The organism is Psychromonas ossibalaenae ATCC BAA-1528, assembly GCF_000381745.1.
Lineage (GTDB): Bacteria > Pseudomonadota > Gammaproteobacteria > Enterobacterales > Psychromonadaceae > Psychromonas > Psychromonas ossibalaenae.
In genome coordinates this window covers 54,271-69,862 of the sequence record NZ_KB906978.1, presented here as the reverse complement: position 1 = coordinate 69,862, position 15,592 = coordinate 54,271, and the positions used below count along the sequence as shown (strand labels likewise).

The 15,592-nt window shown below is 42.9% G+C and carries 11 protein-coding genes and 1 pseudogene; 4 read left to right on the top strand and 8 right to left on the bottom strand.

The genetic code is table 11. The features are described 5' to 3' along the window. Window positions 1–204: 204 nt before the first annotated feature. Window positions 205–1,665, bottom strand: coding sequence for an HD-GYP domain-containing protein (locus G327_RS25995; RefSeq protein ID WP_019614250.1), 1,461 nt, complete (start codon window positions 1,663–1,665; stop codon window positions 205–207). A 378-nt stretch (window positions 1,666–2,043) separates the two neighbouring features. Between G327_RS25995 and G327_RS0108050 the strand changes: the two genes are divergently transcribed. After that, window positions 2,044–3,123: an ABC transporter substrate-binding protein gene (locus G327_RS0108050; protein ID WP_019614249.1), complete on the top strand. Its 1,080-nt coding sequence runs from the start codon at window positions 2,044–2,046 to the stop codon at window positions 3,121–3,123. 96 nt (window positions 3,124–3,219) lie between these two features. On the opposite strand, the gene G327_RS0108045 is transcribed toward G327_RS0108050, so the two are convergent. Next, the gene (locus G327_RS0108045) at window positions 3,220–4,575 is read right to left on the bottom strand and encodes an NCS2 family permease (protein ID WP_019614248.1); all 1,356 of its coding nucleotides are present in this window, start codon (window positions 4,573–4,575) and stop codon (window positions 3,220–3,222) included. Window positions 4,576–5,359: 784 nt separating this feature from the next. Between G327_RS0108045 and G327_RS27340 the strand changes: the two are divergent. After that, a pseudogene (locus tag G327_RS27340) lies at window positions 5,360–6,304 on the top strand (DUF535 family protein). A gap of 23 nt (window positions 6,305–6,327) precedes the next feature. Here the strand turns inward: G327_RS27340 and G327_RS0108030 are convergent. The 3 genes from G327_RS0108030 to G327_RS24225 all read right to left on the bottom strand — a co-directional run bounded on the left by G327_RS0108030 (window position 6,328) and on the right by G327_RS24225 (window position 11,622). Beyond that, a complete protein-coding gene (locus G327_RS0108030) occupies window positions 6,328–8,238 on the bottom strand; it encodes an adenylate/guanylate cyclase domain-containing protein (RefSeq protein ID WP_019614245.1) in 1,911 nt (636 codons plus the stop codon). A gap of 12 nt (window positions 8,239–8,250) precedes the next feature. Then, a complete protein-coding gene (locus tag G327_RS0108025; protein ID WP_019614244.1) occupies window positions 8,251–8,919 on the bottom strand; it encodes a methylamine utilization protein in 669 nt (222 codons plus the stop codon). Between the two features lie 189 nt (window positions 8,920–9,108). Then, the gene (locus tag G327_RS24225) at window positions 9,109–11,622 is read right to left on the bottom strand and encodes a TIM-barrel domain-containing protein (protein ID WP_019614243.1); all 2,514 of its coding nucleotides are present in this window, start codon (window positions 11,620–11,622) and stop codon (window positions 9,109–9,111) included. A 531-nt stretch (window positions 11,623–12,153) separates the two neighbouring features. On the opposite strand from G327_RS24225, the gene G327_RS27035 reads away from it, so the two are divergent. Both G327_RS27035 and G327_RS0108005 read left to right on the top strand, forming a co-directional pair. Next, window positions 12,154–12,300, top strand: coding sequence for a hypothetical protein (locus G327_RS27035; protein ID WP_019614241.1), 147 nt, complete (start codon window positions 12,154–12,156; stop codon window positions 12,298–12,300). Further along, window positions 12,257–12,916 (top strand): substrate-binding periplasmic protein, encoded by a 660-nt coding sequence (locus G327_RS0108005; protein ID WP_169337227.1) that lies wholly within the window; start codon window positions 12,257–12,259, stop codon window positions 12,914–12,916. The genes G327_RS27035 and G327_RS0108005 overlap by 44 nt, the downstream gene beginning before the upstream one ends. Window positions 12,917–12,957: 41 nt before the next feature. On the opposite strand, the gene rsgA is transcribed toward G327_RS0108005, so the two are convergent. The 3 genes from rsgA to G327_RS0107990 all read right to left on the bottom strand — a co-directional run bounded on the left by rsgA (window position 12,958) and on the right by G327_RS0107990 (window position 15,480). Continuing rightward, the gene (gene rsgA, locus G327_RS0108000) at window positions 12,958–13,998 is read right to left on the bottom strand and encodes a ribosome small subunit-dependent GTPase A (protein WP_019614239.1); all 1,041 of its coding nucleotides are present in this window, start codon (window positions 13,996–13,998) and stop codon (window positions 12,958–12,960) included. A 75-nt stretch (window positions 13,999–14,073) separates the two neighbouring features. Beyond that, window positions 14,074–14,511 (bottom strand): GNAT family N-acetyltransferase, encoded by a 438-nt coding sequence (locus G327_RS0107995; RefSeq protein ID WP_019614238.1) that lies wholly within the window; start codon window positions 14,509–14,511, stop codon window positions 14,074–14,076. Window positions 14,512–14,649: 138 nt separating this feature from the next. Then, complete coding sequence (locus G327_RS0107990) at window positions 14,650–15,480, bottom strand: helix-turn-helix domain-containing protein (RefSeq protein ID WP_019614237.1); 831 nt, start codon at window positions 15,478–15,480, stop codon at window positions 14,650–14,652. Window positions 15,481–15,592 lie beyond the last annotated feature (112 nt).

Here is a 15,592-nt window from a genome sequence, read left to right as displayed (position 1 = left end):
ATTGTGCAGTGATGTGGTTCACGCTGAATACCGTGTTTTGACTATGTTCTTGTGATTTAGCTCTAATAATGAATTAAATGGCAGCGTTTACAAGGGGCATATGTTCATAGTTCGTCATATGTCACCATCAGGTAAACGGTTTGACAGAAAAGTGCAGAGACGTGCTTAAACAGTTGTGTCGAAGAGTGACATTTTAGGGCAATATTAGATCGCAAAATCAATGCTGTCGGCAGTATGATTGTTGATATTATCTTTAGTCTTAGCGCTGGAAATCCGGTTGAATTTATCCGCCCTGCATATAAATGCATCTACAATAACCGGATCAAACTGTATACCTTTCTGCTTAAGGATTTCATTCACGCTGTCCTGGTGCGTCCAGGATTCTTTATAGGGGCGTTTCGATCTTAGTGCGTCATAGACATCGACGACAGTGACAATCCGGGCAGAGAGGGGGATAGATTCACCACGCAAACCACATGGATAACCTGTACCGTCCCATTTTTCATGGTGGTATAAAGCAATATCATGAGCTAAGGCAAGGTAGCTGTTACGTTTGAATATGTTTTTGTAATCATTATTCGCAAGGCTTAAAGCGCTGCCGGCAACGGTGGTATGAGTTTTAATGATCAAAAATTCCTGCTCGGTTAATTTTCCTGATTTAGTTAAAATTTCTGAGGGAACTGCTGTTTTACCAACATCGTGAAGCAGGCTGGCTAATTTCAAATCTTTTACATAGTTTTTGTTGTTTGATAGATAATTTGAATATGGGGAGTCTTTAAGCAGCTGCTTAGCCAGCAGTTCAGTATAACATTGTATTCTTGTTAAATGAGCACCGGTTTCGTTATCGTAATACTCTGCTAAACTGGCCAGCGCTGTGATGGATATTTTTTGAGTAACAGAAATGTCTTTGGTCTGCTCGTTTACCCTTGTTTCTAATAATTGCTTGGCTTCAAATAACTGCTGCTCTGCTTCTCGGCGCTGCAGTATCTGCGTGCTGACTTTATTGAGTATTAACCCGACGCTTAGCAGCAGCAGTAGAGAGAGCAGATAGATAACGGTTAAGGTTTTTGCTACTAGCTGGTCTAAAGCGCTTTTTCTTGTTGAAATATCGTAATAAATTTCCAGGGCGCCTTGGAAATTACCCCTGTCCATCACCGGAATATAGATTTCGGCTACATCTTTGTGAATAATGCGGCTTTCTAAGCTTTTACTTCCTTTCTCAACAATTTTGGAAAAACGCTGCCCATAAATGACTTGTTTTAAAAAATAATCATTTTTGTTGATCGCGCCAATATCTTCAGCATCTGTGGAAAAAACAACTTGGCCCTGTTTATCAAAAACCTTTAGTTTGTCTAATTTTAAATGCTCCTGCGCATATTCAATTTTTTTACTAAGCTCCGCAGTGAATAATTTAGCTGTTACCGGGTAAGGTGAATTTTCATTTGGATTGATATGCAGCAGATGAGAAGCAAGATAATCTGCGCTTCGTGCTGCTTCTGTTTCAATATTATTTAACAGCAGATTTGAAAAAAACGGCATTACATAAAACTTGCTGTAAGCAACTAGGGTAGCTGTAATGGAAAAGCAGATCAGGTAAACCAACAATAACATAGGGGTTTTGAATATATTCAGGCAGCTGTGCGTAGAAAAAAATTTAGTAACCATGGCGATTCCTTATCCTGAACTTTCTATTAACACTAGTCTTTAATTCCCCAAACTGCTCAAAAATAAGTTTCTACTGCTTTAGCCGCTGAAGGGGGGATTAAACCGCTGCATAAACAAGCGAAAAGAACGGTTGCTTCAGGGGAAATACAGCTTTATTTAATGGTTACATAAAGGGGAGTTTAGCAATAAATACAAATGGTCAGTAGGTTGTGCTTTTTCGGTTGTTTGAATTTTAAATTGCTTAGTAAAATATCACTTATTTTTGATTGCCTATAAAGTCAGAGGCACTGCCTATACTGGCACAAGGCCGAGGGTAAACTATAATCTTCTTACTCCTTAGCCATTGTGATCGACTATAAAAATAATGGAGGACCGGGTATGAAGCTATGGAAACTCTTTCAGATATTTATCACAACATTTTTGTTGTCCCATTCTGTGTTCGCAAAAGATAATAAGATTAGAGTATTTACCTGGGAAGGATATGTCGAAGCACAGGAAGTTCAGGAGATTAATCGAATTTTACTGCAAAAAGGTTACGGCTATAAAATTGAAGTGATCCGGCCATGGGCTGCCGGGCCGGAGCAGATGTTTGAAGTATTGAGAAAAGGAAAAGCTGATATCTCTTTTCTGACGCTTAATTATATTAATATGCAGAGCCGAAGAATAGGCAAAATTCTGCAGCCGATTAATATTAATTCACCACGTCTCCCAAATTACAAAAGACTTATTCCTGCTTTAAAAGATATTCCGTTTGGTATGCACAAAGGTCAACATCTTTATGTTCCCTGGGGCGGAGGTGCATACGGTATTTGGGCCAATATGAGTGTGTTAAAAGAGAAAGAACTGCCCGTTTCGGTGAAGGATCTTTGGAGCCCTAAATGGAAAGGCAGATTGTCACTTACGGCAGGGCAAGTTCAGCCAAACATCTCCCTTGTTATGCTGGCACTCGACAAGCCGCCTTTCTACCTGAATGATGTTAAAAGACACGAGCTGCAGCTGTTAACGACGGTGAACAGTGAGATTCAAGTAAAGACCAATCAGCTGTATGCTAACGTTGGTCACTTTTGGGACGCCGGGCCAGATTTCAGTAAAAAAGATCTGGTACTGGTATCTTCTTATGGTATCGGCGCTTCTGCTGAAAACAGGCAAGGGGGTAAGTGGAAACTACTGCCGTTAATAGAAGGTAATACCGTCTGGCTGGATACCATCAATATCCATAAAAGTGTTAATGGTAGAAAGCTGGAAGCTGCAGAGATATTTATCAATTACTGGCTTGGGGCTAAAGTACAAAATAGAGTGGTTAATGATCTGGGCATGGTGAGCGCTTCTCTGGATGTTAGTAATCCACTGCTTAGTGCCGATCCCGATTTTTTTAAGCAGGGATTTTTTTGGCCGCCATGGGAAAAACAAGCAGATAATGTAATGCGCAGCATTTCAGATAATGCCATGGGGAAGTGATTCATCTCCGCTAAGTCTCTGGAAAAATTCACAGGCGAAAAAGCTCAGCAGGGAATATTCACTCTACTTCAATTTGAAGTAGAGTGAATATGACATTTAAATAAATGCAAGTTTAGCAATAAACACAATGGCCAGTACGTTCATGCCGAAAGAAACATCCTTGGAGCGGCCGGTAGCATGTTTGATAATTGCAAATGATAAGAAACCTAAAATAATGCCGTCTGCAATGGAATAAGTAAGCGGCATCATGATCGCTGTGATAGCTGCCGGTACGTAGTCGGTAAACTCATCCCAGTTTACCTTGCTTAAGCTGCCGACCATTAAGAAAGCAACATAAATTAAAGCACCTGCAGTTGCATAACCAGGAACTATTTGTGCTATCGGCGCAAAAAACATGGCAGCTAAGAACAATAAGCCGACAACAACGGCGGTTAAACCTGTACGTCCGCCTTCTGCAATACCTGCGTTACTTTCGACATAGGTAGTCACTGGAGGACAGCCGACAACTGCACCGGCAACACTGGCGAGACTGTCAGCAGTAAGGGCTTTATTGAGGTTTTTAATTTTGCCGTCTTTATTATAAAAATGAGCACTGTCAGCAACACCGATCATAGTTCCGGCAGTATCAAACATATTTACAAACAGGAAAGCTAAAATAATACTAACCATAGAAACATCAAGTGCTCCCATCACATCCATCTGCATAAATGTTTTTGATAAACCGGTCGGCAAAGACACTACCTGTTCAGGCATTGTAACTAAGCCCATCAGAGAGCTGATAGCTGTGACAGCAATAATACCTATCAGTACGGAGCCGAAGACTTTACGTGATGCAAGTACTGCAATAATAATGAAACTTAATGCGCCTAATACTACCTTAGGATCATGAAAGTCGCCCATGGTAACGAGTGTTGCCGGACTGGCTGTGATAATACCGGCTGCTTTTAAGCCGATAATGCCGAGAAACAGACCCACACCTGCGGTCATTGCATAGCGCAGGCTTGTTGGGATGCTGTCAATAATCCAGCCGCGTAATTTAGTCACACTCATAATGACAAAAACCACACTGGAGATAAATACCGCGCCTAACGCGACCTGCCAGGAATACTCCATGCCTTTTACAACAGCAAAAGTAAAGAAGGCATTCAGGCCCATACCCGGTGCTAAACCGACAGGCCAGTTTGCATAAAGCCCCATAAAGATACAGCCTATAGCCGCACTTAATGCAGTGGCAACAAATACCGCCTGGTAGTCCATACCAGCGATTGACATGATATCCGGGTTGACAAAAAGGATGTAAGCCATAGTAACAAACGTTGTGATACCAGCAGTTACTTCAATTTTTATATTAGTATTGTGGGCTTTTAATTTGAACAGCTTTTCCATTAAGGATGCAAAAGCGGAGGTTTTGATAGACTCTGTGTTAGGTGTAGATTGACTAGCCGTTTCCATGGGGATAACTCACTTTTTTTTCATCACCTTCAAGAGATCTCCTAATTTTTATTAGGAAGATAAATAAAGATGACTGGTCGTTTAATAAACAGTGGTCGCTCAGCAGAAAAGTGGAAAGTTCTGAGCTGACAAATTATTAAATAACCCGGGTTAAAATTAGGTAAAGATTACCTGTTATTTATTCACATTTGTGAATGGGCGGGATTATGGGGCAATTCGACCAGGATTGAAATATATTTATGTAAAAATCATGTTTTTGTCATAACTCAGTGAAATGTGAACTAGAGAGGTCTTTTTTCGGTCTACTTTCTCCCGCAGTAATGCTTTATTCCTCCATTTACACCTGCGCCTAAATCGAGCGCCTAGATAACAGAATTACTAGGGCCTGTTGATCTTTCAAGGTTGTTTTTGCAACAGTTTGCTGGCTATTTGTACAAGGCAGAGTCTATGTAGTGTAGTTATTCTACATAAATAGACGATAACACAGTAGAAATTGTCAGCAAACGTTGCCCTTCGGGTTCATCTCAAAGCGTTTTGCTCTTTGTTGAACGAAATTCACTTAGATGACTAAGCTACATCTCGTTCGTCGCGATCAAAACGCTTTTAGATAGAACAAAAATTAACCGGCAAAGTTCAACAGGCCCTAAAAGCCATTGTCTTCATACAAACCTGTACAAACAGGTACCAAGACATACACAAAGAAGTGCAGTATCAACTTATAATCCCCTGCTTCAAAACAGTCAGTCAATATGACTCTCTTTTAATCCTGCAGGATCATTTTATTATGCTGTCAAATAACGAAAATAGTCATTTAGTCACTACAAAGGATATCTCACAGTCTATTTTTAACTCCCCGGCACCCTATAAAGCGATTGCTTCTCATGCTTATCCTAACAGCCTAAAGAACCAGCTAAAATGTCGACTGCGTATGAAAGTGCACAAAAAAAGTACCCTTGATGTACTTGAGCTTTATCAGGAACAGCAGTTAGAGTTATTTGTCTGCCGTTACCCTGAGCAGCTGGTTAAGCATCTTAGGCCTTATTTTTCAGTTGTTTCAACGCCTGTGCAGCGTATTGAGATAATGACCAAACATTATCAGTTATTAAGGCTGCGTCTTGCCCATTGGATTCAGCCGGCTTATTTAGAAGAAGGACTGTTAATTACTGATTTAGATGAAGAATTTTCTCTAGTTATTAAATTTGAGCCGACATTTCGCCGTGAAGGTGAACTGACATTGTCGGTGATAAACCGGTCTGGGCAGCGTGTCTACAGCTGCGCTTTTGTATTTAGCGGCAGCCGGCGGCAGTGTTCAATTATTATGACGGCAATCCAGGGCCCTGAGCCCAGTATTGAAGAGCCGATGGCTGTTGTTCGTGACTTAACAAAAGCTGCACATGGTTTAAGGCCAAAACCGCTGCTTATTACAGTGATGAAAGTTATTGCTAAAGCGCTGGGAAGTGAGGAAATATACGCCTTATAAAGCCATGCGCATGTTTATAATTGTCGAAAATACCGTAAGAAGTTTTTGCAGATAAAATTTGATTATAATGCCTTGTGGCAGGAGCATGACGGCAGACATTTTGACCAGACTATGATGACGCTGCCGACATCTCTGCAGTTACGCGCAATTGAAGAGGTTAAACGCAGCCGGCGTGCTCAACATCGCCGGCGCTATCTATGGTTGGAGGAGCTGGCGAAAAAGACTGCAGTACTTACCCGCTGTGATTAATGAAGATATGGGCCGGCTTTTATTTATTTTTCTGTAAATTCAAAAGTAAAATCCCAGTCCTGTGGGGGCGGCGACACTTGGAAAATAGCGATACGCTGCCGGTATATTTGACAAAATTCACTGTCTTCGATTAGCGCTAATTGATCCAGCTGTTCAAGCGCTTTCTCCCATTTCTGAGCCCGGTAAGCGCTTAACATAGTGCTGCATATTTCAACTTCTAGCCACTGTGGCTGGCTGATTTGTGATAATAGAGCGACTGGTCTGTAAATGGCAACGGCATTTTGTTTACCTTTTACCCGAACCCGGTCAATCTCCTGATAAACAAAGCTGTCGGCGGCAGTTCGGGTTGATTCACTGACTAAAACCGGTAAATCATAAAATTTAGTCAGACCTTCTAGTCTTGAAGCTAGATTAACATCATCACCGATAACGGTGTAGTTGAGGCGGTCCGGCGATCCCATATTTCCCGCAACGACCCGGCCGGTATTTAAGCCGATGCCAATTTTTATTGCCTTGCCGAATTTATCTTTATTTAGTTTCTGCAGTGCCTGATTCATTGCTATTGCCGTGGCAACGGCATTATGTGCGTCATTACCGTGGTTAACGGGGACACCGAAAAGCGCCATAATGGCATCACCGATATATTTATCAATAACTCCATGATTAATCTCGATAACGGCACTCATTTTGGTTAAATAAACATTTAACATTGTTAATATTTCCTGTGCTGGCGCACCTTCACAAAGGCTGGTAAAGTCCCGAATATCGGAAAACAGTATGGTCGCTTGTTTTTCTTCACCGCCTAATTCTATTTTTCTACACAGAAGCTCCTCTGCAACTTCTTTGGAGACAACTTTTCCAAGCAGGTTTCTGACTTTTTCTTTTTCTTCGAGTCCTTTTGCCATCTGGTTAAAGGAGCCGGCCAGCTGGCCGATTTCATCTTTCTGCTCAGTGATGATTTTTGTATGGTAATCACCCTGTTCAATCTTCTGCACGCTAAGCGTTAGGGCCTTAACCGGCTTGGTTACTTTCCTGGCAATAAACAGTGCGCCCAGCAAAGAGAGAAGCAGTCCGAACAGCATTAATATCTGTAATGTCTGTCTGAGCCTTAAGTAAGGTTTTAATGCTTGATCCAGCGATCGCTGCAGCATGGCGAAAACGGTTTTATTTTCTGCCAGCTGTGTGTATAAAACGATATATTCTTCGTCATCAAGAGTGAAAGTCTGCCCCTGATTAAAAGACAGTTCCTGCTGTTTGTTTTTACGCATTAAGCTGCCGGCTTTATCTTTATCAAGCGTGCTCCGGGTAAGTCTCCACTGCTTACTGTCGGAGGAAACAAAAAATGAAATTTCGCTGTTGATCATCTGCTTAAGGTCATCTGCCACCTGCTGGTCGATCGCAAAACCTAATAATATCCAGGCGTTAATATCAGGGGAGAGGTAAGGCACAACGATTATCTGAAAAGGCAGATTCTCGATCAGAACAACAGCGGTCGCTTCGGCGTAATCATTCTGCTCTGCTCTTTCAATCAGCGCCGGCCAGGCGACTGTTTCGCTTGTTATTTCAGGACTGCGGGTATCGGCGATGATTTTTAAATCTAAATCGACCAGTAACATAATGTCGGCATCTTCTATGCGCTGTAGGTGATTCTCCAGGGCGGATAAAATTGTAGGCCGGTCATCAGAATAAAATGCCGGTTTAAAAGCATAATCAGAAGAAATCAGCCTGGCGTGCTGGAACAGGTTACGTGTTCTTTCTTCAATCAGCCGGTTAAATACACTTGAGCCGACCTGCAGGTTTTCTTTAATAACCTGCCTGGCATTACGAATGTTCGCATCATTAACTGCTAAAAAGACGGTCAGCTGCAGCAGTGCCAGCAGCGCAACAAAGAAGACAATCAGACGGGTTTGGAAGCGTTTAAACTGCATAGTCATATCGGGGCATGATTAATCGGAGTAGCGGCCGAAGCGCGTTTTCATTTTTTGTCTTTTCTTGATTAACTGCTTGAGCTGTAGTCTGATTTTGACGGTTTCAATAGAATCCTGCTGCAGTTTAATCTCACGGGAGATAAGTGTTTTTTTTAAGCGCGGATGCCAGAAATCAACTCGATAGGTTTCTTCCGTTAGCTCCTGAATTACAGCAGCCCCTTTTTTGTCGGTTAACGCGGCGAAAGGAGTCTCACTGATATAAACGTAACCGCGCATCCAGTCGTGAATATTACAGCCTAAAGTAACCGTGCCTTCGCTGTTAAATTCGACCGGTGGTGCCGTACTGCCTTCATATAACGGCAGCTCAAACTGTTTCGCTTTAGAAAATGAATAAACGTGATGCCTTATATTGTCTTTATTGGGAAATTTGACTGACGAGCCTTTGCTGATTATGACTACACGGGGAACGTATTCTTTATTGATCTGATCGATAATTTTTGTCTGTTTAACGATTTCAACTTTAGAAAACAACGGAGTTGCAGTAATAACCGCATTTTCCACGGGTTTGTTCTGTTGATCGATCGCCTGAATCTTTAATACTGCCGCCTCGACCGGGCCACCGACAGTAAAGCAGAAAAAAACAGTTAATACTTTGCTTAGCAGCTTCAGGCTGCGGTTAAAAAACATTTAACCTCCCAAAAAATTTAGTGGAGACTTGTCGAGTATAGGTCAGATTGACGGATTGAGAGGGAACTGTCAGATACTTAGCCGGCCCATTTATTATGGAGCTGCTAACGGGTATGGGGAAGCTGCTGCGTGTTGTACAAAAAAAAGACCGCCTCTTGGGCGGTCATTGGATTTAACGGTGTTTTTAGCTTAAAGCTTTAACTCCAGGTTAAGCTGCTTATCGAAATCAGGAAGTTTGATGTGCAGCTGTGTACCTCGCTGTTCAAATTTCAGATCGCCTAAGTTTGAACTAACCCTCTTAATTTTCTTATCTGAAGGCAATATCCAGTTGATAGTATTGATGGTTAATTTACTGCCTGCCGTGCGCGAAAGAAGCACTTGTTTGTTTTTACTGTGCAGCTGAATCTGCTGGTATTTTCCCTGCTGATAAGCACTGCTGGCACCGTCATCGTCATACCAGGTAAACTGCTGCTCACCAAAACCGAATATTTTTAAGCTGTTTTCTTTATTGATGCTCTGCGGAATCAGCGCACCTTCTTTGGCAAATAACGGCAGAGTGAGAATCTTATTAATATATAGTTCCTGTTTGAACCATTCTCCTTGAGAAACTACGCGCTTTCCTGAACGGAAGTCATACCAGGTGCCTTTAGGCAGGTAGGTGGAGCTGTCTTTCTGTCCTTGTTCAGCAACCGATGAACCAACCAGGAACGGACCGACCATTTTTATATGACCTAGGTTTTTAGCCTGCTGATCATTAGGGTAGTAGTACTCTAGAGACGGGAAAAGCGGCTCTGCCTGCGAATAAGCACGGTAAGCTAATGAATAATAATACGGCAGCAGCTCATAACGTAGTTTAATGCTGGCACGGTTACTGTCCATATCACCGATACGATCCGGCGTCGTTTCTTTGCAGTTACACAGGTTTTCAGTGTGTGCTCGTACCGGCACTTCATACAGGCTTGAATAGGCAAACCACTGCGTATACAGCTCATCCATGGCCTGCTCTTTAGTCTGCTCCATATCTGAGTTGAGCAGTGCTTTGCGGTGGAAACCGCCGATGTCAGAGCCGTAATAATCTAAACCTGACCACATCATGTGTGTCTGCTGCGGCATTTGTGCCGCTAGAGATGCATAATCACTGCCGATATCGCCAGACCAGATAACCGCGCCTAATGCCTGCATACCGATGCCGCCTGAGCGGGACATCATAAACGGACGTTTTTCAGGATTATTACGCTGATAACCGTCATAAATACTCTGCAGCCAGATCATGTTAAATGAATTATGAATCATCTCATGATCCAGTCCGTCACCGTATTTGAAATCAGGGTTATGCATTTCCGGCTCACCAAGATCGGTCCAGTGACCCGTTACGCCAGCATCAACCAGCGCCTGGCGGCGGTAGTCATGCCAGAAGTTACGGCCTTCCTTGTTGCTCCAGTCCATCATGCCGCCGTGTCCCCACCAAGCACCTTCCTCGGTTACATCCAGGCTGTTACCCTTATTATCATGAGCAAGAAAACCGCGTTTATCCAGCTCCTTATATTCATCCAGGCCCTTACTGATATAGGATTCTTCGATCACTATCATGTCGATATCAGCTTTCTTATAGGCTGCAATTTTATCGGCAGGTTTAGGAAAGTTTTTCAAATCCCAGGTAAGGCTGCCCATCTGGCTGTTCGCATCTTCAGTAATGCCGCCGAACCACTGCAGGTCCAGTACCGCACCGCTGACCGGAAAGTTGTTCTGTTTTAGTGTCGCTATTTTATCATCAAGTTCGGCCCAGTTTTCATAGCCGTATTCTGACACCCATAAACCAAATGCAGATTTCGGCGGAAGCAGAGGAGTGCCCGCCATCAACATGTAGCTGCGGCGAATATCGGCAAGGGTCTTACCGGTAAGTACGTGTATTTTAAAATCACCGCCTTCTACGCTGAGCTTATAAGGCGCTTCACTAAAGTCCCAGCTTTGCGGGTAGCGGTTATCGAGAATAAGTGCAAAAGGCTGCTTATGTGCGCTTTCAGGAAAATCAAAATATGCAATCGGGAATAGTGTATTACCATTGTAGCCGCGGTTAAATCCGCTCATGGTATTTTTACCGTTACGTGTATCACCCAGGCGGTTTGCCGTAGTGACACCCGGATTGACAAACTCCTGCCCCAGGCCAAGTATTGAGTCAGCATCGGTTTTTAAATAAGCACTTTTACTTTCACCGTTCTGTGAACCGGAGCATAACTCAAACAGCTGCACATTTTGTGATGCTACCTGCAGGCACTGGTTACTAAAAGTGGTTTTCAGCTGCGGGGTTTTATTAAGCTCTGGTAACTGCAGCCAGCTTTGTTGAGTAAATGCATTCTCATCCTGCTGATAATCGCCGTCACTGATAACCAGACTTAACAGCGGGTTTCTTGCTTCAATGCCGTAGCTGACAGCCGGCATTTCGGCTTTGCCGGTTAATGTCTCTGTCATTGCATGCTGCTTGCCTATTGCTGTTTCTAACGCACCTTCAAACTCGGCGCGGTTATTAAATACAACATTACGCAGTGTTTTTAAACTATTCTGCTCTTCTTTGTTTAACTGCTTGCGCAGTTTGAATAAAGTCGCACCATTAAGTTTATATGTCTGTTCTTTAGCCAGCCATTGAATATCAGCCCAGCTCTGGGCGCTGAATAATAAGGTTAAAAATAATACAAAAATACGCATGACACATTCCCTGTTAAAATTTTGTTTATTTATTAAATGTTATACGTCGAAAAGATAATGTTTTTGCACCTGGGGTTCAAGATAATTTGGCTCTATCATCATGTTTTTAAAGATAGTTGTGAGCTGGCTTTGCTCTTGTGGAAAAGGCCTATAAAGGGGTAAACGTTTACCCCGTGTGGTGCTGGTGGTTATATACAGAATGCTCACTGTGAGGCTTAAATGAAGCCTTTAATAAACAATTTAAGCGTTCTTTCTGGCAGGGTAAAAGGCTTTGCTTATAGTGACTTGAATCGCTGTGGCGATAAATCGTTGGCGGATGTAAACGCTGACATTGTTTATTATATTTTCTTCGCCGTTTTTTCTGCACTTATTATATTAAGAGCAGCAAAACATATTGATCACAAGGCACCCTTTGAGATCTATACTGAAATACGTAGCACATTTCCAAGTTGAACACCGCTGACATTAAGTTCTGCTGAAAGGTTTGGCTGTTCGGCCTTGCTATGACTCAGCAGAAAAAGGGAACAGTTAATGAAAGGGTTAAACAGCACTATAAGCAGTATGACTTATATCGTACTGCTTATTACTCTGTTATTAAGCAGCGTAAAAAGCGGTAACAATATAACCATTGTTATTGCCACTACACTTGCAGCCGGATCTGCAGCCGCAGGCTGGTGAACTGTGCGATGTTGATATTAAATTTATTTTAGTTCCCTGGAAGAGGGCGCTTCATCTTGTTGAGCACGGCGGTGCAGATGCCGCATTTTCTTCCAGTTATAATACAGAGCGGGCTGTTTATGGCGCTTATCCAATGAAGGACGGAAAACCCGATACCTATAGGGCTATTAGAGGTTACTTTTACCTGTTATTTACTCATAAGGTAAGCGATTTAAAATGGGATGGTAAAGAGATAACCGGGGCGAGTAAAAAAATAGCAGTAGAGCGGGGCTCGGCAGGTGTTGATATCGTGAAAAACCTCGGTTTGAAGCCTATTGAGTTTAATAATGAACATCAGATGCTGCAGATGTTATCCGCCAGGCGGGTGGACGGCATGGCAGCTATTGAAGGTAACGCTAAAGCAGTGATGAATCAGCACCCGCTGCTGGCACGTCAGATTGAAATACTGCAGCCGCCGCTGAAGTCAAAGCACGGTTATCTTATGTTCTCTAAAAAGTTCTATTTTAAGCACGCAGAGTTGACGGAGTGTATCTGGAATGCCGTTGGTAATATACGTGCTTCAGCAGAATATAAGGCACTGGTTAAATCCTACAGCGCTGCAGAATCAAGTGATTAGGATAGCCGAACTGTTGTAATCACGTCCGGCCTTCATATGGCTTAATATTTTTTATACTGACGTGATTCATTCTGGATCCTGTTAACCATCTTGCCGAAAGCTTTGTCTTTGGCGCGTTTTTCTGCAAGGGTAGCGCTGTTTAACGCCTGTTCACGCATCAGCTTTTGATAGCTGTTTAAACGGCGCGCTGTTAATGCCCCTTCTTCAATAGCCTGATGCACAGCACACCCTGGTTCACTGTTGTGGCTGCAGTTGCTAAATCGGCAGCGTTCTGCCAGTTCAGTGATTTCGCTGAAGGTATCACTGACACCTCTCTCACAGCTGCTTAGCTGCAGTTCACGCATGCCAGGCGTATCCAGCAGCAGACCCCCTTGAGGCAGCCATTTTAGTGCTCTGGAAGTGGTGGTGTGACGTCCTTTGCTGTCGTCTTCGCGAACAGCAAAGGTCAGCTGAGCTTCAAAGCCCATCAGGCCGTTAACCAGGGTTGATTTTCCTACACCTGATGAGCCTAGAAATGCCAGTGTTTTCCCTTGACTGCAGTAACCGGCCAATTCCTGATTCTGATCTGGATCTAAAGCATTAACGGCATGCACCATTATTAGCGGATCTAAAGCCTGAACCTGGCTGCGTTTAGTCTCTACATCGTCACATTGATCGGCTTTGCTGAGCACGATCACTGGTTCAACCTGCGCTTCTTTGGCTAAGGCGAGATAGCGCTCTATGCGGCTTAGATTGAAGTCGTGATTGAGCGAGCATACTACCAGCAGGGTATCGACGTTGGCAGCAATCAACTGAGTAGCAATTTTCGATCCCGGCGCTTTACGCTGAAACAGGGACTGACGTTCCAGACTGCGGTGCAGTTTGAGCAGATCATCGAACAATACCCAGTCACCCACACAGAGACGCTCGGCATTGGAGGACTGAATCAGGCTGAACTGTCCCTGTTCGCTGAGCACCACCACGCCGCTGCGGTGCTGTTCAACCACCCGGCCGATACGCAGCTCAGTGAGTTCATCTAAAGTCAGCTGCTGTTGAAAAAATGGGCGCCATCCCAGTTGAGCTAATGACGGTATTGAATTCATAATGCGATTCCTAGGAACGTTATAGATATTGTAAGGGCTGGTCGAAGCTGCTTTACGATATCAAATTTAGTAAGCTTATTTAGCAGTAAAAGCCATTCTTAACATTATATCTCCGCTGTCCGGCCATATTTTTTCATGTTTGAACTTAAAACCATAACGATCATAAAAACGACGGCCTATTGGATTTTCCTTAAAGACGTCAACTTCTAAATCGCCATGCAGTTCTTGAGCTTTATCCATTAATGCTCTGCCGATACCATTTCCATGGTGATTTGGATCAACAAAAAGGCCGCCGACTTCATTATTGATTAAAGCAATAAAGCCGACCATTTTTTGATCAATAACTGCGATCCATGTATCAGCATTAGGGATGTATATAGTAGGGATCTCACGGAGTCCTTGTTCAAAAAAACTCTCTGCCATAAAAGAGTGCGCTATTCTTGAAGCACTCTCCCATATAGTAAGTAAATCTGATAAATCTTGTTTCTGATACTGTCTTATTTCTGCTTTCATGGTTAATTGTTCTCTTTCATTTATACGTTTAACTGGCAGTTAAATACCTTAACTCTGAAGATAGATATTAATGATAGTTCTATAGAATTGATTGAAAAAAAACGACAGTTTTCAGAGCTTATTTGTTAGGGGCTGATTCTAGTTTTGTTCAAAATCGCCATAAATATCAATGACTAAATCGCGCTGCTTGGCATATTCTCCAGGTGTTGAACCAATGGTGCTTTTAAGATAACGAATTAAATGCGGCTGATCACTAAAGCCGAATTCGTAAGCGACATTTAGCCAGTCTATATCCTTTTTTTGATATAAAGACTCCAGCATCGCTTCCAGTTTATTCATGGACTGACACTGTTTTAAGGTAAGTCCGGTGACACGTAAAAAACTTCGTTCTAGAGTTCGTTGTGAGCAGTGCAGTAATTCGCCTAGATTGGAAATAGGTGTGTCCGCTAACAAGGAAAGCGCATTACGGCATAGTCTGCTGTGTTTATCTTGAGGCCTGTTCAGCAGCCAGGGCATTAATAGTTCATCCAGAGTATCACGACAGCTTTCAGGTTGAAGCTCTGCCTTAGCCAGTATCTCTGCCGTACTAAATAACTCGGAGTTAAGCAGGGCATTTATATCAACATCTGTTACCTGATCCACAACGGGCTGCTGCGGTGTGATATTTAATGAATACAGTGCACCGATGTGAAATTTGATGCCTAATATTAAAAACGGCCGGCAATGATCCATTTTAAATGTCTGACAGTGAGGGAATAACCAGTGACTCCCTTTTCCGCTTGCAGACATTGCCGCCTGCTCATATTGATAGCTCTGTTCGGGGGGCGCAATAATCAAATGAGCAGCCGGATCTGGGTTCAATTTAGGATATTGATGACTGTCGCCGCTGTGTTTTTTCTGTATAAACCAGTAGCAGTCAACATACTTGGCTACGTTCGGGTTTTTAGGTGAATGAATCCAGTTTTTCATTTGTAGTCTCTGGTTGTTAATGGCAGATTGGAGTTTCCTTATTTAATACTCTGCTTACAAGTGATAGAAAAATAACAAGACAGCGGCTGCAGGATTGCTCTGCAGCCGCTGT